This window comes from Actinomadura mexicana (genome assembly GCF_900188105.1).
Lineage (GTDB): Bacteria > Actinomycetota > Actinomycetes > Streptosporangiales > Streptosporangiaceae > Spirillospora > Spirillospora mexicana.
The window spans coordinates 377,450-397,142 of record NZ_FZNP01000004.1 but is presented as its reverse complement, the minus strand read 5'-3'; the positions used below and the strand labels follow the sequence as shown (position 1 = coordinate 397,142).

Here is a 19,693-nt window from a genome sequence, read left to right as displayed (position 1 = left end):
GGAACCGGGAGGGTTCATGAGGCGCCGGAAGAGCGTGAGGAACAGCCGGCTGCGCACCGCGGTCACGACGACCGCGGTGGCCGCCGGATCTGCCGGGCTCCTGGCCGGCTCGCTGTACGTCGTGCACACCGAGGGGCGGTCGGGCGGCCAGGAGGCCAGGCTCGCGGGCGACGCGCGGGCCGGCCGCGGGAACGCCGCGCCGCCCGCGGGGCAGGCCGCCGCGAAGGCCGCCCGGATCGCCGGCCGGCTCGGCGACCGCACGACCGGCGCCTACGTCGACTCGGCGGGACGCCCCGTCGTCACGGTCACCAACGCCACGGACGCCGCCGCGGTGCGCGCCGCGGGGGCCATCCCGAAGATGACGCGGCGCAGCCCGGCGACGCTCAGGCGGGTGACCGGCGCGCTGCGCCGCTCGGTGTCGGACATCCCCGGCACCGGATGGGCCGTGGACCCCGCGACGTCCAGCGTCACGGTGTGGACGGACGACTCGGTCACCGGCGCGCGGATGGCCGCCGTCCAGCGCACGGCCCGCCAGATGGGGGCGGCGGTCCGGATGGTCCGCATCCAGGGCACGCTGCACACGTTCGCCCTCGGCGGCGACGCGATCTTCGGCCAGGGCGCGCGCTGTTCGCTCGGCTTCAACGTCGAGCGCGGCGGGCAGGACTTCTTCCTCACCGCGGGCCACTGCGGCAACGAGGTGCAGAACTGGGCCGCCGACCAGCAGGGCGCCGAGGCCCTCGGAACGACGGTGGCGAGCGACTTCCCCGGCAACGACTTCGCGCTCGTCCAGACCGAGCAGGGCGGTGCCGCCCAGAGCGCGGTGAACCTCTACAACGGCCAGGCGCAGGAGATCACCGAGGCCGGCGAGGCCGTGGTCGGCCAGCGCGTGTTCCGCAGCGGCAGCACGACCGGTGTCCACTCCGGCAGCGTCACGGCCACCGGCGCCACCGTGAACTTCGCCGAAGGGACGGTCACCGGCATGATCCAGACGACGGTGTGCGCGGAGCCGGGCGACAGCGGCGGCCCCCTCTTCGCCGGCGGCACCGCGCTCGGCCTCACCTCCGGAGGCTCGGGAGACTGCCGGACCGGCGGCGTCACCTTCTTCCAGCCCGTCACCGAGGCCCTCCAGGTCTTCGGCGCCGAAATCGGCTGACCCCGTGAAAAGGACGCCCAGACCACATTCGGCCTGGGCCTCCTTTTGCCATCGGCATCGCCTGCGACACCTGAGCCGCGAATCGGATGACAACGAGCGGATCGGCTGAAAGGCTGTGCGCGCACCGTGTTCGGGGTGCCTTCAGGGACAGCGAGGAGGCGACGGTTGTGACCGTCTCAATGGTGAAGGGTCAGCGAATATCGCTGGAGAAGCCCGGCGGTGCGCTCAGCATGGTCCGGATGGGCCTCGGGTGGGACGCGGTGAAGAAGAAGGGCTTCTTCGGCTCCCGCGAGCGGGAGATCGACCTCGACGCGTCCTGCGTGCTCTTCGCCGACGGCAACCTCGCCGACGTCGTCTACTTCGGCAAGCTGGTCAGCGACGACGGCTCGGTCCGGCACACCGGCGACAACCTCACGGGGGCGGGCGACGGCGACGACGAGTCCGTCATCGTCGACCTGGGCAGGCTGCCCGTGCACGTCACCTCGCTGGTGTTCACCGTCAGTTCCTTCAACGGGCAGACGTTCAACGAGGTGGAGAACGCCTTCTGCCGCCTGGTCAACGAGGCCGACGGCGGCGAACTGGCCCGCTACACGCTGACCGGCGGCGGCGCCCACACCGCCATGGTGATGGCCCGCCTCTACCGGCACGGCGAGATCTGGAAGATGAACGCCATCGGCGAGCCCTGCCACGGCCGCACCTTCCAGGACATGCTGCCCACGATCATCGGTCTCGCCTGACCGCCCATGGCCGAACTGCCACCCGGCGCCAACGCACCGCTGCCCGCCCGGCGCGTGACCGCCACCGCGTCCTGCGCCGTCCCCGTCGACGTCAGCGCCCTGCTCGTCGGTCCCGGCCTGCGGGCGCGCTCCGACGCCGACCTGGTGTTCTACAACGCGCCCGAAGCCCCCGGCGTGCGCTGGTCCGGCGACGGCCGCCAGCGCGTCGAGGTCGACCTCGACGCGGTCCCGGCCGACGCCGCGGCGGTGCTGATCGCGGTCAGCCTCACCGGCGCGACGACCTTCGGCACGATGCCGCCGCCCCGGCTCGTCCTCACCTCCGGCACCGGCGACCCGCTCGTCGAGTTCACCGTCCCGGGCCTCGGCCCGGAGAGGGCCATCATCGGGCTGGAGCTCTACCGCCGCGACGGCCGCTGGAAGGTGCGGGCCGTCGGCCAGGGCTACGCCGGCGGCCTGGCCGAGCTGCTCGAAGCGCACGGCATCGAGGTGGACGACCCGGGCGAACCCGAGCCCACCCCCGCCGTCGGCCCGCCCCCGCCGGTCCCCTCACCCGCGGTCCCGCCGCCCGCGAGCCCCCCGCCCGCGGATTCGCGGCCCGCGGGCCCGCCGCCCGCCTCGGAGGTCGGCTACGTCGAGCGGTGCTGGCTCGTCTGGGAGGACGCCAGCCGATCCCTGGCGGCGTTCCGCTCCTCCACCGAGCACGCGCTCGTCGTGCGCAACGAGGAGATCGCCGGACGCAGGCCGCCCGGCGGCTTCCAGCGGCTCATGGAGGCGGCCGACCAGCGGCTGCGCGCCGACGCCGGGCAGCTCCGCGACGAACTGGCCCGGGTGGAGCCGCAGGTCACCCCGGAGGCCGCGCCCTTCGACGCGCCGGCCTGGCTCACCTGGCAGCCCCGCCCCGACCTGGCCGAAGGCATGCTGCTGGGCCGCCTGTCCACCGCCGAGCTGCCCGGCCTGCAGGTGCCGCTCATCCTCCGGCTGCCGCTGCGGCGCGCCGTGTGGATCTCGCGGGGGAACATGCCGGGCGACTCGGCCGCCTACGCGTGGTCGCTGGTGACGCGGTTCCTGGCGGCCGTCCCGCCCGGGCTCGTCGGCCTGGAGGTGATCGACGCAGCCGGCCTGTCGGGGGCCGGCTGGCTGCACGGGTTCGACCCGTCCACCACCGCCCGCATGCTCGGCGGCGGCGTGGCGACCGGCCCGGCGGCCGCCGAACGCCTCCGCCGCCTCCTCGACCTGGTCGACCTGCGCCGGATCGGCGGCGACGACGGGCCGTCCGCAGGACCGCCGCTGCGCGTGGTCGTCGTCCTGGACGCCGGCGCCGCGCTCGACGGCGAGCAGGCGCACCACCTCCTGCGCCTGGTCGAGGACGGACCGCTGGTCGGCGTCCCCGTGCTCCTGGTGGAGACCGACACGCCCGCGGCCGAGTCCGTGCGCACCATGCGCGTCCGGCAGTCCTGCAACGACCTGCCCTCCAGCGAGGGCTCCATCGGCGACTCGTGGGTGGGCGCGGAATGGACGCTGAACCCCGAGGTGCTCCCGGACACGGTGGGCGGTACCCGGGTCCCGGCCCTGTTCGCCCACGTCCTCGGCAACCACGCCCGCGCCGGCACCGCGCCCTAGCCGGGCGCCCCGCTCGGCGCGAGGGCCAGGAGCTGCCGGGTATGGCCGGGCAGCTCCGTCTCCGCGAGACCACCGATCAGGTCGCGCAGGGGCACGGGCTGGTCGACCAGGAGTGCGCCGTTGGACACCAGCCGGGTGGGCACCAGGGTGTCGAGTTCGGCGTCGCCGAGCATCGGCCCGAACGCGCAGAGGGCGTCCGACTGTACGGCGATGCGGCTCCGGAGTCCAGCGCTGCCGCCGGCCTGCGCGATGACGCGCTCGATGGTCCAGGCCTCCTGGGACATGCGGTTGTCATAGGTCGCGATCGCCGCCGAGGCGACGGCGGAGACGGCCGCGATCGTGACGGCGTTGATGATGCTGACGTGCGCCAGGATCTGCTCGACGTTCCATTCGCCCGGCGGCGGGACGGGATCGGAGTCGGCCGCCTCGGCGGCCTCGGCCGCGGCGTCCAGCAGCGCACGGTAGGCGTCCCGCAGCGGAGCGGTGTCCATGATGTCCTCCTGCTCGTGGCCGGCCGGCTCAGGCGTGCGTTCCGGACATCTCCCACGGCACCTGCGGGAGGACGTCGCCGGTCTCCAGCAGCGACTTGAGGTTCGCCACGACGGCCGGCCACCCCTGCGAGATGCCGTTGAGCATCTCCTCGTTCGGGAGGTTCTCGTGGGTCACGGTGAGGCGGACGATGTCGTGGTGCGGCTCGACGAGGAAGGTCACGACCGACGCGTCCCTGGGCGGCTCGACGCCGGGGGAGTCCTCGAAGGTGATGGCCAGGCGCGTCGGCGGCTCGGCCGCCAGTACGCGGCCGACGCCGTCGACCACGCCTGACCCGTCGGAGCGCCGGTGCTCCCAGGGCGAGCCCGGCTGCCAGTCCGAGATGTTGGCGTGTCCCCAGTAGCGCGCCGTCAGATCCGCGTCGGTCAGGGCGCGCCACACCTGCTCCGCGCTGGCGCGGATGTAGGTGACATAGACGTAGGTCGGGACGGTCGTCGATTCGCCGGTCATGGTGTACTCCTCTGCCTGGGTCTTGATGGCGCTGAGCGCTTGCAGGCGGGGCCTGTCGAACTCCGAGATCCAGCGCTCCTCGATCTCGTGGATGGGCGCCGGGTTGAGGTAGTGGAGCCGCTCCCGCCCCCGCCTGACGACGGTCACCAGGCCGGCGCCCACCAGGACGTCGAGATGCTGCGTCGCCGACTGCCGCGCCATGTCCAGCCGCTCGCACAGCTCACGCAGCGTCTGCCCGTTCTGCTCCCGCAGCCGGTCGAGCAGGAGGCGCCGCGTGGGATCGGCCAACGCCTTGAAGACCGGATCCATCCCTCTCGGATTCACGCCCTCATTATGCAGGTATTCGCCTGCCTAATGTCAATCATGACCCCTGGCGCACCCCCGCAGGTTCAGACGGTCGGGACACTTCCGGAGGAGACCCGGAGCCCGCGCGGTCCTTGGGCCCACCGGACGGCCAGCGGCGCCGCCAGCCCCGTCAAGGCGAACAGGGCCCCCACGACGTACCAGCCGGGACGTCCCCACGTGATGCACAGGAAGATGAGGAGGCCCGGGCCGATGGCCTCGGCCAGCCCGGCGCCCAGGCCGAACACGCCCAGGTACTGGCCGGTGGCATGGTCTGGGGCGAGGGCGAACGATGAAGCCCCCTGCGGAATGCCACAGCTCACCGAGCGTGTGCACGACGACGGCGGTCATCAGCAGCGCCGCGGCGGCCCACACTGGCGTCCCCGCGGACAGCGAGACGAACGAGCAGGAGAGGAGGAAGGCCACACCCGCCCGCCGGTAGGCGCCGCCGCCGCTCGCGGGGGAGTCGATGCCGCGGCTGGCTCGCACCTGGAACACGACGACCATGACGGTGTTGAGGACCATGGTAAGGCGGCCGAGCAGGTCGACCCCGGGTTCAGGATCGTGCTGATGCCCGACATGACCGCCAACCAGGAGCGGCCGAGGTCGGCCAAAGGGAGGACGGGCTGCTACGAGTCCGCGGCGCCTTGTCGCCGCGCGGCGGGAGCCCGAGAAGTTGCTGGGTGTGACGAAGCCCGAAGAGGCCGTGCCCCGGGGAAGAGGATGGGCCCAGACTCCGGCAAAGCCGGTGTGCCAGAGCCGATCAAGGGGCCCGAAGAATGTGCACCCAATCCCGCCCGCGCGCAGGGGGCGTGGGGGACGGAGTCCCCCATATCGGGGGTCCGGGGTCGCCTCCCGGGGAGGCATGGCGGGCACCAGCGAAAGTGAGCAAAGCTCACTGAGCAGGCTTGCCCGCCTCGTGGGCGATACTGGGATTGAACCAGTGGCCTCTACCGTGTCAAGGTAGCGCTCTCCCACTGAGCTAATCGCCCGGGTCCGTGCCCTCCGGGGAGGTACGGGTTGAGGTGGAGACGGGATTTGAACCCGTGTACACGGCTTTGCAGGCCGTTGCCTCGCCTCTCGGCCACTCCACCAGAAGGAGACCTTCTGGTCATAGCCTGAAAGGCCCCTCAGAGCGGAAGACGGGATTTGAACCCGCGACCCTCACCTTGGCAAGGTGATGCTCTACCCCTGAGCCACTTCCGCTTGCGCCCTGCGGCGACGGGGAAAACATTAGCGCGTCCGGGGCGGCGATGCGAACCGGATTACGCGGTGGCGCGGGGCGCGGATGCTTCGACGCCGGTCGAAGAGCGGGTCGCCTAGGCTCGGTGGCATGGGCTCGGAACAGGTCGTGAGTGTGGACTTCGCGCCGGTCGCGGCACTGCTGGCGGACCGGGCGCGGGCCGCGATGCTGACGGCGCTGCTGGACGGGCGTCCGCTCGCGGCGGGGGAGCTGGCGAGGACGGCCGGGGTGAGCGCCCAGACGGCGAGCGCGCATCTGTCGCGGCTGCTGGACGGCGGGTTCGTGACGGTCGTCAAGCAGGGGCGGCACCGGTACTACCGGCTGCGGGGGAGCGAGGTCGCCCAGGTGATCGAGGCGCTGTCGCGGATCAGTCCGCCGGTGCGGGTGAACAGCCTGCGGCAGTCGCGGGACGCGCGGCGCCTGCACGAGGCGCGGACGTGCTACGACCACCTCGCCGGCGTCGCCGGGGTGACGTTGTTCGCGGCACTGGTGGACGGCGGTCTGATCGAGGCGGCCGGCGGCGACGCCTACGAGGTGACGGAGAAGGGCGAGGAGCGCCTTGAGGCGCTGGGCCTGGATCTGGAGGCGTTGCGGAGCGCGCGGCGGAGGTTCGCCTGGCACTGTCTCGACTGGACGGAGCGGCGGCCGCACCTGAACGGGGCGCTGGGGGAGGCGCTCACCGGCCGGATGATCGAGCTCGGCTGGTTCGAGCGGGGCGGCACGCGGCGGGCGCTGGTCGTGACCGATGCCGGGCTGGCGGGTCTGGCCGATTCGTTCGGGTGCGTGCTGGGGTGAGCTTCGCCTATGCCGGGGGCCTGCTGGCCACCGGGCTCGCGGACGTGACCTCCGACCTGGCGGCGCTGGATTCGCGCGGCTGGTGGGCGGTCGTGGTGACCTACGAGGGGAAGGTCACGTGCGCCCGGTTCGAGAAGGTGAGGCCCGCACCGCATCCGGGGGGCGCGTGGGCCGGCCCGGGGGAGTGGACGAGTTCGCTCGACGAGGCCGCCTACGTCGCGGGGGTCGAGCGCATCCGGGGCGCGATCGCGGACGGTGTCGTCTACCAGGCCAACCTCTGCCGTGTGCTCTCCGCGAAGCTGCCCGGCGGCGCCGGGATCGCCGGGCTGGGGGCCAGGCTCGCCGAGCGCCATCCCGCGCCCTACGCGATGACGCTCGAGGTGCCGGGCCTGGAGGTCGCCTCCGCCTCGCCCGAGCTGTACCTGCGGCGGGACGGGCGGATGGTCGAGTCGCGTCCGATCAAGGGGACCGGCCAGACGGCGGACGACCTGCTTCCCAAGGACCGCGCCGAGAACGTGATGATCGTCGACCTGGTCCGCAACGATCTCGGACGGGTCGCCGAGACCGGCTCGGTGAGCGTGCCGGAGCTGTGCGCGCTGGAGGAGCATCCCGGGCTCGTCCACCTGGTGTCGGCCGTCCGGGCGCGGCTGGCGGGGGGCGGCTGGCCGGAACTGATCGCGGCGACGTTTCCTCCCGGTTCGGTGACGGGCGCCCCGAAGTCGAGCGCGTTGAGGCTGCTGGAAGTACTCGAACCCGTCCCCCGGGGGCCGTACTGTGGGGCCATCGGGTGGGTGGACGCGGACTCCCGGCGCGGCGCCCTGGCCGTGGGCATCCGGACCTTCTGGGCGGAGGACGGGCTGCTGCGGTTCGGCACCGGTGCCGGCATCACCTGGGGGTCCGACCCACGTCGCGAGTGGCGGGAGACCGAGCTGAAGGCGGCTCGGCTATTGGAGGTGGCTTCCGGTGACGGAGCAGGCCAGGATCTGGCTGAACGGGGAACTGCTCGACCCTGAGCGGGCGACGGTGTCGGTCTTCGACCACGGCATGCTCGTCGGGGACGGGATCTTCGAGACCGTGAAGGTGACGAACGGGGAGCCGTTCGCGCTGACCCGGCATCTGCGGCGGCTGGCCCGTTCGGCGGCCGGCCTCGGTCTGCCCGAGCCCGACCACGACGCTCTGGCGCAGGGCACCCTGGAGGTGCTCGCCGCCGCCCCGAAGTGGCCGCTGGCCCGGATCCGCATCACCTACACGAGCGGCCCCGGCCCCCTCGGCTCCGCGCGGGGCGACGAGGGCCCGACCGTGTCGATCATCGTCGGCCCGCAGGACCCGTTCCCGGCGACGGCGGACGTGACGGTCGTGCCGTGGCCGCGCAACGAGCGGGGCGCCGTGTCCGGCCTCAAGACCACGTCCTACGCCGAGAACGCGCTGGCGCTGGCCCACGCCCACGAGCGGGGCGGCGGCGAGGCGATCTTCGGCAACACCGCAGGGAACCTGTGCGAGGGGACGGGGAGCAACATCTTCGTCGTGCTCGGCGGGCGGCTCGTCACGCCGCCGCTGTCGTCGGGCTGCCTGGCCGGGGTGACGCGCGCGCTCACGCTGGAGTGGTGCGGCGGCGAGGAGGAGGACGTCGCGCTGGACGACCTGTACCGCGCGGACGAGGCGTTCCTGACGTCCACGACCCGCGACGTCCAGCCGATCCGGGCCGTGGACGGGACGGTCCTCCCGGCGGCCCCCGGTCCGATCACCGCGAAGGCGCTGGAGGCGTTCGCGGCCCGGTCCGCCGAGCTGATGGACCCCTGAACCAGAAAAACGATCTCCGAGTCTTTACGTGATCGAATTCTTCGTTCACGTTATGTGGTGACGCTTGTAGGAGGTCACCCATGGTCTTCTCTTCCAGGGACTTCTCCAGGAGGCGGATCGGCGCGGCGGCCGCGCTCGCGCTGGCGGGCGCGGTGCTCGCCGGGTGCGGCGGCGGATCCTCGACGGACCCCGACCGGGGCAAGGACGCCAAGAGCTTCTCCCTGACGATCACCCGCAACGCCATCGAGGGCGGCAAGAACACCGAAGAGGCCGAGTGGATCACCAGGACGGTGATCCCGAAGTTCGTCGCGGCGCAGAAGGCCAGGGGCGTCACGGCGAAGGTGACGTTCCGCGGCCAGGGCGTGGACGACGAGGTGTACAAGACCAAGCTGGCGCTCGACCTGAAGTCGCGCTCCGGTGCCGACATCATGGACATCGACGGGATCTGGGTCGGCGAGTTCGCCCAGGCCGGCTACGTCCTACCGCTCTCGAAGGCGGTCGGCGCACCCGCCGGCGCCTGGGACGGCTGGTCGCAGATCCCCGGATCGGTCCAGCGGCTGGCGATGTTCGGGGGCGAGCGGTACGGCGTCCCGCCCGCGACCGACGGCCGCCTCATCTTCTTCAACCGGAAGCTGTTCGCGCGGGCCGGCCTGCCCGCCGACTGGCAGCCGAAGAGCTGGCAGGAGATCATCGCGGCGGGCCGGGCCCTGAAGAAGGTCCCCGGCGTGACCCCGATCCAGCTGAACGCGGGCACCGCGATGGGCGAGGCCACCAGCATGCAGGGGGCGCTCCCGCTGCTGGCCGGGGCGGGCGCGGAGATCTGGGCGGACGGCAGGTGGACGGGCGGCGGCCAGGCGCTCAAGCAGGTCCTCGGCCTGTACGCGCAGGTCTACGGCAGCGAGGGCCTCGGCGACCCCAGGCTCCAGCAGGAGGCCAAGGGGCGCGACAAGTCGTTCGAGGAGTTCGCCGCCGGCAAGGTCGGGATCCTGTTCGAGGGCGACTACTTCTGGCGGGACGTCCTCAACCCGAAGACGGGCGTCGCGAAGATGCCCACCCGCGACGAGGACGTCGGCTACGCGCTGATCCCCGCCGTCTCCCAGGGCCGGGGCCTGCGCGGGCAGTCGTTCGTGAGCATGTCGGGCGGCTCGGTGACCGTCCTCAACCCGAACACCGATCACCCTCAGCAGGCGTTCGAACTGCTGGCCTTCATGAACTCCCCGGAGATGGTCAGGGCGCGGACGGCCGGCACCCCGGAGATCACGTCCCGGACGGACGTGAACAAGCAGATCCTCGCGGGCGACCCGTTCCTGACGTTCGTGGCGGAGAAGGTTCTGCCCGTCACGTCGTACCGTCCGGGGCTCTCGGCCTACCCGCAGGTGTCGACGGCCCTGCAGGAGGCCACGGCGAGCGTGGTGTCGGGCAGGAGCCCGGACCAGGCCGCCGCCGAGTACGCCGCGAAGCTGGAGGGGATCGTCGGTGGCGCCGCCCACGTCACCCCGCGCTGAGGTCGCGCCCGCGGCCGCGCCGTCCTTCGGGGGCGACGCGGCCGGACTGGGGCGGGGCCGCGCCGCCGCCTTCGTCGCACCGGCGCTGGTCCTGGTCGCGGTGTTCCTGGTGTTCCCCGCGCTCTGGACGCTCTACCTGGGCACGACCGACTACCGGCTCACCGGTATCGCCGCCAGCGAGCCCCGGTTCGTCGGGACGGACAACTACCGGACGGTGCTCGGCGACGGGGACTTCCACCGGTCGCTGTGGCTGACGCTGCAGTTCGTCCTGGGCTCGGCGGTGATCGGGCAGACGCTGCTCGGCTTCTCGATCGCGTGGGTGATGCGCGACCGGTCCGGCCTGGTCAGGCGCCTGGTCGAGGGACTGGTGCTGCTGGCCTGGATCCTGCCGTCCTCGGTCATCGCGTTCCTGTGGATCGCGCTGCTCGACCGCGACGGCGGAACCCTCAACGCCGTGCTCGGCACCCCGGGCACGGCGTGGCTGCTCGACCACCCGATGGCGTGCGTCGTCGTGTTCAACGTCTGGCGCGGGACCGCGTTCTCGATGATGCTCTACGGGGCGGCGCTCGGGAACGTTCCACCGTCCCATCTGGAGACGGCGCGGCTCGCGGGCGCCTCGACGTGGCAGACGCTCCGCGACGCGGTGCTCCCGCGCATCAGGGGCCACGCGCTGACCAGCCTGCTGCTGGTCAGCCTGTGGACGTTCAACGACTTCACCCCCTTCCTGATCACCGCGGGCGGCCCGGACGGGCGCTCGGAGATCATGTCGGTGTACGTGTACCGGACGGCGCTCGGGGACGGCCGGCTCGGCTTCGGCGCCGCCATCTCGCTGGTGATGATCCTGATCAACTTGGTGATCGCGCTGGTCTACCTGCGGACGCTGCGCGACCGCGGCCGCGCCCGCACGGCGCACGCGCCCGCGGGGGACGCCCGCACGGGGGACGCCGGCGCGGCGGAGGGGGCGGCCGCGTGAACGGCACCGTACGGGAGATCCTGCGCCGGATCGGCCTGGCCACGTTCGTCTCGGCCGTGCTCGGGTTCTTCGCGCTGCCGCTGCTCTGGCTGGCCTTCGCGCCGTTCGACGCCGACCCGGGGATCTCGGCATCGCTGCCCGAGTTCACCCTCCACAACTTCCGGGTCCTGCTGGACAACCCGTACGCGCTCGCGTCGCTGCGCAACTCGGTGCTCCTGGCCGCGGGGACGGCCGCGCTCGTCGTCACGACCGCGTCGCTGGCCGCGTACGCGCTGAGCCGGGTCCGGGTGCCCGGCCGGGACCTGCTGCTCTACGTCCTGCTCCTGCTGTCGTCGATCATCACGGGGACGGCCGCGATGGTGCCGGTCTTCCTGCTGGCCTTCAACCTGCACCTGATCGACTCGCGGCTCGGCGTGATCCTGGTGCTGACCGGCGGCCTGCTGCCGGCGGCGATCTTCCTGCTGAAGGACTTCACCGACGCCACGCCCACGTCCTACGAGGAGGCCGCGCGGGTCTGCGGCGCCTCCCCGCTGCAGGTCCTGCGGCACGTGGTCGTCCCGGTCATCCGGCCGGGGCTCGCCACCGTGGCGGTCTGGACGGTCGCGCAGGTGTGGGGCGACTTCCTCATGCCGTTCCTGCTCCTGCGCGATCCGGACAAGGCCCCCGCCTCGGTGATCATGTACACGTTCTACACCGAGGGCGGCCAGCCGGACCTGCCCCTGATCTCCACGTTCTCGCTGCTGTACTCCCTGCCGGTCGTGCTCATGTACCTGTTCGTCAGCCGCCGGTACGGCTTCCGCTTCCACGGAGGGATCAAGCGCTGATGGGGTCCATCACGATCCGGCGGCTGACGAAGGTGTACCCGGGCGCCGTCCGGGCCCTGGACGCGCTCGACCTCGACGTCGCGGCAGGCGAGTTCTTCGCGCTGCTCGGCCCGTCCGGCTGCGGGAAGACGACGCTGCTGCGCACGATCGCCGGCCTGGAGGCGGCCACGGCCGGGACGGTCCGCCTCGGCGACGAGGACGTGACGCGGCTCCAGCCGGGGCGCCGCGAGGTCGGCATGGTGTTCCAGGACTACGCGCTGTTCCCGCACATGACCGTCATGGACAACATCGCCTATCCGCTGCGCGTCAGGAAGCAGAGCCGCGCCGTCCGGTACAGGCGCGCGGCCGAGGCGGTCCGGGAGCTCGGTCTCCAGGGGCTGGAGCGCCGGCGTCCGGGGAACCTGTCGGGCGGCCAGCAGCAGCGGGTCGCGCTGGCCCGCGCCGTGGTGGCCGATCCGCGGGTCCTTCTGCTGGACGAGCCGCTGTCCAACCTGGACGCGCGGCTCCGCCTGGAGGCCCGCACCTACCTGAAGCGGTTCCAGCACCGCCTCGGGTGCACGACGGTGTTCGTGACCCACGACCAGGCGGAGGCCCTGGCGCTCGCCGACCGGATCGCGGTCATGCAGGCCGGGCAGATCCGGCAGGTCGGCACGCCCGCGGAGGTGTTCCGGCGTCCGGTGAACCTGTTCGTGGCCTCGTTCATCGGCTCGACGCCGATGAACCTGCTGCCCGGCACGGTCCGCGGCGCCGCCGTCGCGGTCGGCGGGATCGAGCTGCCCGTCCCGGAGGAGGCGCGCGGCCTCGTCCTGGACGGGCAGGAGGTCGTGTGCGGGGTACGCCCCGAGTACATGGAGTTCAGCGCCGAGCCGGTGGCCGGGGCGTTCGGCGGGAGGGTGTCCGTCGTGGAGAACCTCGGCGCGTCCTCACTCGTGACCCTGGACGTCGACGGCGAGGCGGTGCGCGTCGTGGTGGGGGAGGGCTTCGAGGCCCGGTACTCCGCGGAGGGGTGGGCACTGCCGCGTCCGGGGCGCGTCCTGCTCTACCGCGACGGTGAGCTGGTGACGGGCGGTGGCGACGAGACCGGGCGGGCGGCGGCGCCCTTGACCAGGGACGGGAGGAGCGGATGACCGTGCACAGCGGACGGTGGAGCCTCGAAGACCGGCTGGAGCAGGGTCTGCGCGAACTCCCTTTCGAGGTGCCGAGGGGGACGGCGTCCGTCACGGTCGAGCTGTCCTTCGACGGCGGCGTGATCGACCTGGGCTGCCATGGGCCCGACGGGTTCCGCGGCTGGTCCGGTGGAGCGCGCCGCCGGTTCACGATTGGCGCCGACTGGGCGACGCCCGGATATCTCCCCGGCGAGCTCGAACCGGGCCTGTGGCACGTCTGGCTGGGGCTGCACCGGGTTCCACCGGACGGCGTCCCGTACGAGGTCACCGTCACCACCTCTGGGACGAACCCAAGGCAGCCGGACGAAACGCCTCCTCCACGGCCGGAACGACAGTCCCGCCCGGAACTCCCCGCCCCGGAGGGGATGCGCTGGCTCGCCGGCGACCTGCACTCGCACACGGTCCACAGCGACGGCGCGCTCACCGTCCAGGAACTGGCGTGCCTCGCCGCCTCCCGCGGCCTGGACTACCTCGCGGTGACCGACCACAACACCGTCAGCCACCACCCCGAGCTGCCCGCCGCCGGGGCGCGCGCCGGGGTCCTGCTGCTGCCCGGGCAGGAGCTCACCACCGACCTCGGCCACGCGAACGTCTTCGGCGACACCGGCTGGATCGACTTCCGCGGGCCGAGCGCCGACTGGGCCGCCTCCGCCGCCGCGCGCGGCGGGCTCATGTCGATCAACCACCCGCTCAGCGGCGACTGCGCCTGGCGGCGCCCGCTGCCCGCCGAGCACCGGCCGCGCTACGCCGAGATCTGGCATTCGTCCTGGTGGGACCGCCGCTGGGGCGCCCCGCTGGCCTGGGCGCAGGTATGGCGGCCGCAGGGCGTCGTCCCGCTCGGCGGCAGCGACTTCCACGACCCGGCGCAGACGAAGAACCTCGGCGAGCCCGTCACCTGGGTCCTCGCCGAGGAGCAGGACGTGCTGGGCGGGATCGCGGCGGGCCGGACGGCGGTGTCCATCGGCCTGGACGCGCCGGTACTGCTGCGCGTCGCCGACGAGATCGTCGCCCTCGGCGCGGACGGGACCGTGCTGGTCCGGCCGGACGGGCGCCGGACCGCCGTCCGGGGGGACCGCGTCCGGATGCCGGCGGACGAGGCGGGCATGCACCGACTGGAGACCCACGAGAACGAGGTGATCGCACTGTGCGGGTAGCGGGCCGGGCCGAGGGCTCAGAGATCGTCGTCGTGCCGCACACACACTGGGACCGCGAGTGGTACCTGCCGTTCCAGCGGTTCCGGCTCCGCCTGGTGTCGCTGCTGGACGGCGTCATCGACGGGATGGAGGCCGACCCGCGCTGGCACTTCACCCTGGACGGGCAGATGGCCGCCGTCGACGACTACCTGGAGATCCGTCCCGAGCGGCGCGAGCGGCTGGCCGCGCTCGTCCGGGAGGGCCGGCTCGCCGTCGGGCCCTGGCAGATCCTGCACGACGAGTTCCTGTGCTCGGGGGAGAACATCGTCCGGAACCTGGAGCTCGGGCTGCGGCGCGCGGAGGAGCTGGGCGCCGCGATGATGGTCGGCTACCTGCCCGACCAGTTCGGGCACTGCGCGCAGACGCCGCAGATCCTCAGGCTCGCGGGGATCGAGCACGCCTGCGTGTGGCGCGGCGTCCCGGACCGGGTCCGCACCCGCGCGTTCGCCTGGGAGGCGCCGGACGGCACCGCGATCCGCACCCAGTACCTCCCCGAGGGCGGCTACGGCAACGCCGCGTCGATGTTCGAGGAGTTCGAGGACGGCGCGTCCCTGCTGCCCGGCCGCGTCGCCGGGTTCGCGGAGGCGATGGGCCGCTGGTACCCGGGCGGCGGCCCGCTGCTGGCCATGTACGGGGCCGACCACACCGCGCCCGCCGCCGACCTCGCCGACCGGGTCGCCTCCGCCGGGCCCGCGATGCGCCTGGACACGCTCGCCGGGTACTTCGCGGGGGAGGAGCCGTCCGTGGACGGCCTGCCGCGCGTCCGGGGCGAGCTGCGGTCGCACGCCCGCGCCAACATCCTGCCCGGCGTGCTGTCGGCCCGCGTCCGGCTCAAGCAGCTGATGGGACGCGCCGAGCGGCTCGTGGAGCGGTACGCCGAACCGCTGGCGGCACTCTGGTACACCGGCGACGCTCAGCGGTTCCTCGACCTGGCGTGGCGGCGCCTGATCGAGGTGAGCTGCCACGACTCGGTCACCGGATGCGGCAGCGACGAGACCGCCGAGCAGGTCGCGGCGCGCATGGCGGAGGCAGAGCAGCTCGGCCGCGCGGTCTGCGACCTGGTCACCGCCGAACGCGCCGCGACGGTGCCGCTCGGCTCGCACCTGGTGTTCAACCCGACCCCCGCCCGGCGGACCGGCCTCGTCACCCTGGACATCGCGTGCGAAGGGGAACCCGGGCTGGTGACGGGGGACGGGCGGCCGGTCCCCGTCCAGACGCTCGACATCGCGCCCACCGTCCTGGACGACGCCGTCCACCCGGCCTCCGAGCTGCCGGTACTTCTGGAGCGGGTGTACGGGCGGGTGCTGTTCGGGCAGGAGATCCGCGACTGGACGGTCTCCCGGGAGGACCGCGCGCTCACCTTCCGTGTCACGTCCCGCGCCGACGTCCCGTTCGACATCGGCGAGGTGCGGGAGGCGCTGCGCGACGCCGACGGGGACTGGCGCGTCCGGATCCTGGCCGATCCGCGCCGCACGGTCGCCGCGCTGGTCGACGTGCCCGCCCTGGGGCTCACCGCCGTCCGGCCCGTCGCGCCGGGCGGCGCCGCGGAAGGGCCGGTGAAGGCCGAGGGGAACGTCCTGGACAACGGGCTGCTGCGCGCCGAGGCCCGCGAGGACGGCACGCTCCAGCTGCGCACCCCGTCCGGCCACGTCGTCGAAGGGGTCGGCCGCGTCGTGGACGGCGGCGACCTCGGCGACTCCTACAACCACGCGCCGCCCGCCGAGGACCGCATCGTCGGCGACCCCCTGACCGTGCACGTCCGGCCCGTGTGGGACGGGCCGCTCGTCGCCGCGCTCGACATCGTCCGGACCTACCGGTGGCCCGCCTCCGGGGACGTCCCGCGCGACGCCCGGTCCGAGGCCGAAGAGGACGTGACCGTCACCACCCGCGCCGAACTGCGCGCCGGGGAGCCCTTCCTGCGGCTGCGCGTCGCGTTCGACAACCGGTGCGACGACCACCGCGTCCGGCTGCACATGTCGCTGCCGCGCCAGGCCGGCTCGTCCTTCGCCGAAGGACAGTTCGCGATCGTCGAGCGGGGCCCCACGGCCGAGGGCGGCTTCGGGGAGCGGCCGGTGCCGACCTTCCCCGCGTCCGGGTTCGTCGCCGCGGGCGGCCTCGCCGTCCTGCTGGAGCACGTCACCGAGTACGAGGTGCTCGGCGGACGGGAGATGGCCCTCACCCTGCTGCGCTCGATCGGCTACCTGTCGCGGGACCGCAACGCCTACCGCGACCAGCCCGCCGGGCCGCAGCTCCCCACGCCGCAGGCGCAGTGCCGGGGCGAGCGCGCGGTCGGCCTCGCGATCATGCCGTACTCCGGCGAAGCGCCCGGATCCGACGTTCTGCAGGCCGCCGAGGAATACCGCCACGACCTGCTTGCCGCGGCCGGTTACGGACGTGCCGCCGCGCCCGTCCCGCCCCCCCGGACGGGCCTTTCGATCACGGGCGACGGCGTGGCGATGACCTCGCTCCGCCTCCGCGACGGCTGGACCGAGACCCGGATGGTCGCCCAGTGCCCGCATCCCACCACGGCCGTCCTGCAGGGCGACCTCGCCGAGGCGATCCGCGTCGACCTGCGCGGACGCCCCGGCATCCCGCTCGACGTGCACGACGGGACGGCCACGCTGGCGCTGCGGCCCTGGGAGATCGCGACCGTCCGTTTCAGGACGTCCTAGCGCGCGGCCTCGACGGACCGCGCGGCGCCGGCCCCTCCACCATGGAGTCGTCCGCCTCTCGATCATGAGCGGCGTCCGCCCCTCCACCATGAGCGGCGTCCGCCCCTCCACCATGAGCGGCGTCCGCCGCCATGGCCGCTCCCACGATGCCCGCGTTGTTCACCAGCCGCGCCGGAACGATCTCCGCCCGGACGCCCTCGATCAGCGGGAGGAAGTGCTCGGACTTCTTGCTCACCCCGCCGCCCACGATGATCAGCGAGGGGGAGATCAGCGCCTCCAGATGGCCCATGTACACGCTGAGCCGCTTCGCCCACTTCTTCCAGCTGAGGTCGTGCTCCTCCCGCGCCTTGGCCGCCGCGCGGATCTCGGCGTCCTCGCCGTCGATCTGGAGGTGCCCGAACTCGGTGTTCGGGACGAGCACGCCGTCGCTGAACAGCGCGCTGCCGATCCCCGTCCCCAGCGTGAGCACGACGACCGTGCCGCGCCGCCCGCGTCCCGCGCCGAGCCGCATCTCCGCGATCCCCGCCGCGTCCGCGTCGTTGAGCAGCGTGACCTCCCGCCCGGTGGCGTCCGCGATCAGCGCCTGCGCCTCCAGCCCGATCCAGTGCCCGGACACGTTCGCCGCCGACATCGTCACGCCGCCGATCACCACCCCGGGATAGGTGACCCCGACCGGCCCGTCCCACCCGAAGTGCTCCACGACCTGCGCGAGCACCTTCGCGACCGCCTTGGGCTTCGACGGCCGCGGCGTGTCCACCCGGAACCGCTCCCGGGTGAACGACCCGTCCGACAGGTCGACCGGCGCGCCCTTGATCCCCGACCCGCCGATGTCGATCCCCAGCATCTCCCTCGCCATGCCCTCACTCTGCCCGATCTTGCCCCCGCTAAGAGCCCTCCAGGACCTGCAAACCGACCACACCGACGACGATCAGACCGAGGAACGCCAGCCGGGCCGGCGACGCGCTCTCGCCGAACGCCACCATGCCGACCAGCGCGACGCCGAGGGCCCCCAGGCCGACGAAGACCGCGTACGCCGTCCCGACCGGCAGGGTCCGCAGCGCCAGCGACAGCACCACGACGCTGAGCAGCGCCACCGACAGGCCGATGACGGTCGGCCAGAGCCGCGTCAGGCCGTCCGACTGCTTCAGCGCCGTGGCCCACACCAACTCCGTCAACCCCGCGATCAGCAGGAAGATCCAGGCCATCAGGCTGCGTACCCCCCGTCCACGGCGATCGCCGCACCGGTGACATAGTCCCCGCCCGGACCCGCGAGATGCGCGACCATCGCGGCGATCTCCTCGGCGCGGCCGTACCGGCCGAGTGCCGTGAACCCCCGCTCGAACTCGGCGTCGGGGGAGTCCGCGGGGTTCATCTCGGTGTCGGTCGAGCCCGGCTGCACCACGTTGGCGGTGATCCCGCGCGGCCCGAGATCCCGGGCCAGGCCCCGGGTGAGACCGGTGAGCGCCGACTTGCTCATGGCGTACAGCGTCCAGCCGGGACAGGGGACGCGCTCGGCGAGGCTGCTGCCGATGTTGATGACGCGGCCGCCCGGCCCGAGATGGCGGGCCGCCGCCTGCGCCGCGACGAACGCCGCCCGGACGTGGATGGCCAGGGTCCGGTCGATCTCGTCGGCCGACACGTCCTCCAGAGGCCCGTAGGGCGCGATCCCGGCGTTGTTGACCAGAATGTCGAGGCGGCCCAGTTCGGCCGCCGCCCGGTCGACGGCCGCGACGACGGCCGCGGGGTCGGCGGCGTCCGCGGCGATCGCCAGCCCGCGCCCGCCCGCCGCCTCGATCTCGCGGACGACGCCGGCGGCCCGTTCCGGGGCCCGGACGTAGGTCACCGCGACGTCGGCGCCATGCCGCGCCAGCCGCCGCGCGATCGCCGCTCCGATGCCGCGCCCGCCGCCCGTCACCAGCGCCACGCGTCCTGCCAGATCCATCGTCATCCCAGCTCCCGCCTTCAACCGGAAAAATTTCCGCTTGGCGAGCTTAACCGGAGAACTTTCCGGATACAAACCCGTTACGCTGATGCCGTGCCGAGAGGGGGCTGGATGCGGGAGTTGCCCGTGGTCGGGCGGCCGCCCGCCGAGCGGGCGGACGCGGCGCACAACCGCCGCCGCATCCTGCGCGCGGCCGCGGAGGTGATCGCGACCCGCGGGCCCGAGGCAGTCTCCATGGACGAGGTCGCGCGGGCCGCCGGGGTCGGCGTCGGAACCGTGTACCGCCGGTTCGGGGACCGGGCCCGGCTCGTCTACGCCGTGATCGACGACCGCGAGCGCGACTTCCAGGCCGCCTTCATCCAGGGCCCCGCGCCACTCGGCCCGGGCGCCGCCCCCGCCGAGCGCATCCGCGCCTTCCTGCACGCCCTGGCCGACCGCACCGAGGCGCAGGCGGATCTGCTCCTGATGGCCGAGTCCGACCCGCCCGAGGCCCGCTTCCGCGACGGCTCGTACAGGCTCTACCACCGGCATCTGTCGATCCTGCTCCGCGAGATCCGCCCGGACGCCGACGCCGCCTACCTGGCCGACGCCCTCCTGGCCCCCCTCGCCGCGAACCTGTTCCTCCACCAGCGCCGGACCCGCGGCATGCCCCTCGACCGAGTCAAGGCCGGCCTGGACACCCTGGCCGGCGGCCTCCTGGGATCGGGATAGGTCCGGCGAAAGCCTTTA

The 19,693-nt window shown here is 73.2% G+C and carries 19 protein-coding genes and 3 tRNA genes; 13 read left to right on the top strand and 9 right to left on the bottom strand.

What is annotated here, in order from left to right; genetic code table 11:
• The first annotated feature begins 16 nt into the window (after positions 1–16).
• From CHC11_RS13140 to CHC11_RS13130, 3 genes are all read left to right on the top strand, one after another.
• On the top strand, positions 17–1,153 hold the full coding sequence (locus tag CHC11_RS13140; RefSeq protein ID WP_089311969.1) for a S1 family peptidase: 1,137 nt from the start codon (positions 17–19) through the stop codon (positions 1,151–1,153).
• Positions 1,154–1,320: 167 nt separating this feature from the next.
• A complete protein-coding gene (locus tag CHC11_RS13135; protein ID WP_089311968.1) occupies positions 1,321–1,890 on the top strand; it encodes a TerD family protein in 570 nt (189 codons plus the stop codon).
• A 6-nt stretch (positions 1,891–1,896) separates the two neighbouring features.
• Positions 1,897–3,510, top strand: a complete 1,614-nt coding sequence (locus tag CHC11_RS13130; protein WP_089311967.1) for a TerD family protein — start codon at positions 1,897–1,899, stop codon at positions 3,508–3,510.
• Here CHC11_RS13130 and CHC11_RS13125 read toward each other — a convergent pair.
• From CHC11_RS13125 to CHC11_RS13100, 6 genes are all read right to left on the bottom strand, one after another.
• Entirely contained in the window at positions 3,507–4,001 is a 495-nt protein-coding gene (locus CHC11_RS13125; RefSeq protein WP_218826063.1) for a hypothetical protein, read from the bottom strand. The genes CHC11_RS13130 and CHC11_RS13125 overlap by 4 nt on opposite strands.
• 28 nt (positions 4,002–4,029) lie before the next feature.
• Entirely contained in the window at positions 4,030–4,833 is an 804-nt protein-coding gene (locus CHC11_RS13120; protein ID WP_245919148.1) for an ArsR/SmtB family transcription factor, read from the bottom strand.
• A 65-nt stretch (positions 4,834–4,898) separates the two neighbouring features.
• Complete coding sequence (locus CHC11_RS42075; protein WP_218826062.1) at positions 4,899–5,174, bottom strand: hypothetical protein; 276 nt, start codon at positions 5,172–5,174, stop codon at positions 4,899–4,901.
• Positions 5,175–5,771: 597 nt separating this feature from the next.
• A tRNA-Val gene (locus CHC11_RS13110) sits at positions 5,772–5,843 on the bottom strand.
• A 31-nt stretch (positions 5,844–5,874) separates the two neighbouring features.
• Positions 5,875–5,945: transfer RNA gene (locus CHC11_RS13105), tRNA-Cys, on the bottom strand.
• A 40-nt stretch (positions 5,946–5,985) separates the two neighbouring features.
• A tRNA-Gly gene (locus tag CHC11_RS13100) sits at positions 5,986–6,057 on the bottom strand.
• A 127-nt stretch (positions 6,058–6,184) separates the two neighbouring features.
• On the opposite strand from CHC11_RS13100, the gene CHC11_RS13095 reads away from it, so the two are divergent.
• From CHC11_RS13095 to CHC11_RS13055, 9 genes are all read left to right on the top strand, one after another.
• Positions 6,185–6,889 (top strand): ArsR/SmtB family transcription factor, encoded by a 705-nt coding sequence (locus CHC11_RS13095; RefSeq protein ID WP_089311964.1) that lies wholly within the window; start codon positions 6,185–6,187, stop codon positions 6,887–6,889.
• A complete protein-coding gene (locus tag CHC11_RS13090) occupies positions 6,886–7,902 on the top strand; it encodes a chorismate-binding protein (RefSeq protein ID WP_245919146.1) in 1,017 nt (338 codons plus the stop codon). Before CHC11_RS13095 ends, CHC11_RS13090 begins: the two co-directional genes overlap by 4 nt.
• Complete coding sequence (locus tag CHC11_RS13085) at positions 7,853–8,689, top strand: aminotransferase class IV (protein WP_245919144.1); 837 nt, start codon at positions 7,853–7,855, stop codon at positions 8,687–8,689. The genes CHC11_RS13090 and CHC11_RS13085 overlap by 50 nt, the downstream gene beginning before the upstream one ends.
• 80 nt (positions 8,690–8,769) lie before the next feature.
• A complete protein-coding gene (locus tag CHC11_RS13080; RefSeq protein ID WP_089311963.1) occupies positions 8,770–10,194 on the top strand; it encodes an extracellular solute-binding protein in 1,425 nt (474 codons plus the stop codon).
• Positions 10,166–11,167 carry a carbohydrate ABC transporter permease gene (locus CHC11_RS13075; RefSeq protein WP_089311962.1) on the top strand — a complete coding sequence of 334 codons (1,002 nt, stop codon included), beginning with the start codon at positions 10,166–10,168 and terminating at the stop codon, positions 11,165–11,167. Before CHC11_RS13080 ends, CHC11_RS13075 begins: the two co-directional genes overlap by 29 nt.
• A complete protein-coding gene (locus CHC11_RS13070) occupies positions 11,164–11,991 on the top strand; it encodes a carbohydrate ABC transporter permease (RefSeq protein WP_089311961.1) in 828 nt (275 codons plus the stop codon). Before CHC11_RS13075 ends, CHC11_RS13070 begins: the two co-directional genes overlap by 4 nt.
• Positions 11,991–13,118 carry an ABC transporter ATP-binding protein gene (locus tag CHC11_RS13065; protein WP_089311960.1) on the top strand — a complete coding sequence of 376 codons (1,128 nt, stop codon included), beginning with the start codon at positions 11,991–11,993 and terminating at the stop codon, positions 13,116–13,118. The genes CHC11_RS13070 and CHC11_RS13065 overlap by 1 nt, the downstream gene beginning before the upstream one ends.
• Positions 13,115–14,311, top strand: a complete 1,197-nt coding sequence (locus tag CHC11_RS13060) for a CehA/McbA family metallohydrolase (protein ID WP_089311959.1) — start codon at positions 13,115–13,117, stop codon at positions 14,309–14,311. Before CHC11_RS13065 ends, CHC11_RS13060 begins: the two co-directional genes overlap by 4 nt.
• A 32-nt stretch (positions 14,312–14,343) precedes the next feature.
• Entirely contained in the window at positions 14,344–17,022 is a 2,679-nt protein-coding gene (locus CHC11_RS13055) for a glycoside hydrolase family 38 N-terminal domain-containing protein (RefSeq protein ID WP_245919142.1), read from the top strand.
• Here CHC11_RS13055 and ppgK read toward each other — a convergent pair.
• Genes ppgK through CHC11_RS13040 form a run of 3 tightly spaced genes read right to left on the bottom strand, consistent with a single transcriptional unit; the run spans position 17,009 to position 18,970 of the window.
• Positions 17,009–17,878 (bottom strand): polyphosphate--glucose phosphotransferase, encoded by an 870-nt coding sequence (gene ppgK, locus CHC11_RS13050; protein ID WP_089311957.1) that lies wholly within the window; start codon positions 17,876–17,878, stop codon positions 17,009–17,011. The genes CHC11_RS13055 and ppgK overlap by 14 nt on opposite strands.
• A gap of 28 nt (positions 17,879–17,906) precedes the next feature.
• Entirely contained in the window at positions 17,907–18,227 is a 321-nt protein-coding gene (locus CHC11_RS13045) for a DMT family transporter (RefSeq protein ID WP_089311956.1), read from the bottom strand.
• The gene (locus CHC11_RS13040) at positions 18,227–18,970 is read right to left on the bottom strand and encodes an SDR family oxidoreductase (protein ID WP_089311955.1); all 744 of its coding nucleotides are present in this window, start codon (positions 18,968–18,970) and stop codon (positions 18,227–18,229) included. The genes CHC11_RS13045 and CHC11_RS13040 overlap by 1 nt, the downstream gene beginning before the upstream one ends.
• A gap of 105 nt (positions 18,971–19,075) precedes the next feature.
• Between CHC11_RS13040 and CHC11_RS13035 the strand changes: the two genes are divergently transcribed.
• A complete protein-coding gene (locus CHC11_RS13035) occupies positions 19,076–19,675 on the top strand; it encodes a TetR/AcrR family transcriptional regulator (protein ID WP_089311954.1) in 600 nt (199 codons plus the stop codon).
• Positions 19,676–19,693 lie beyond the last annotated feature (18 nt).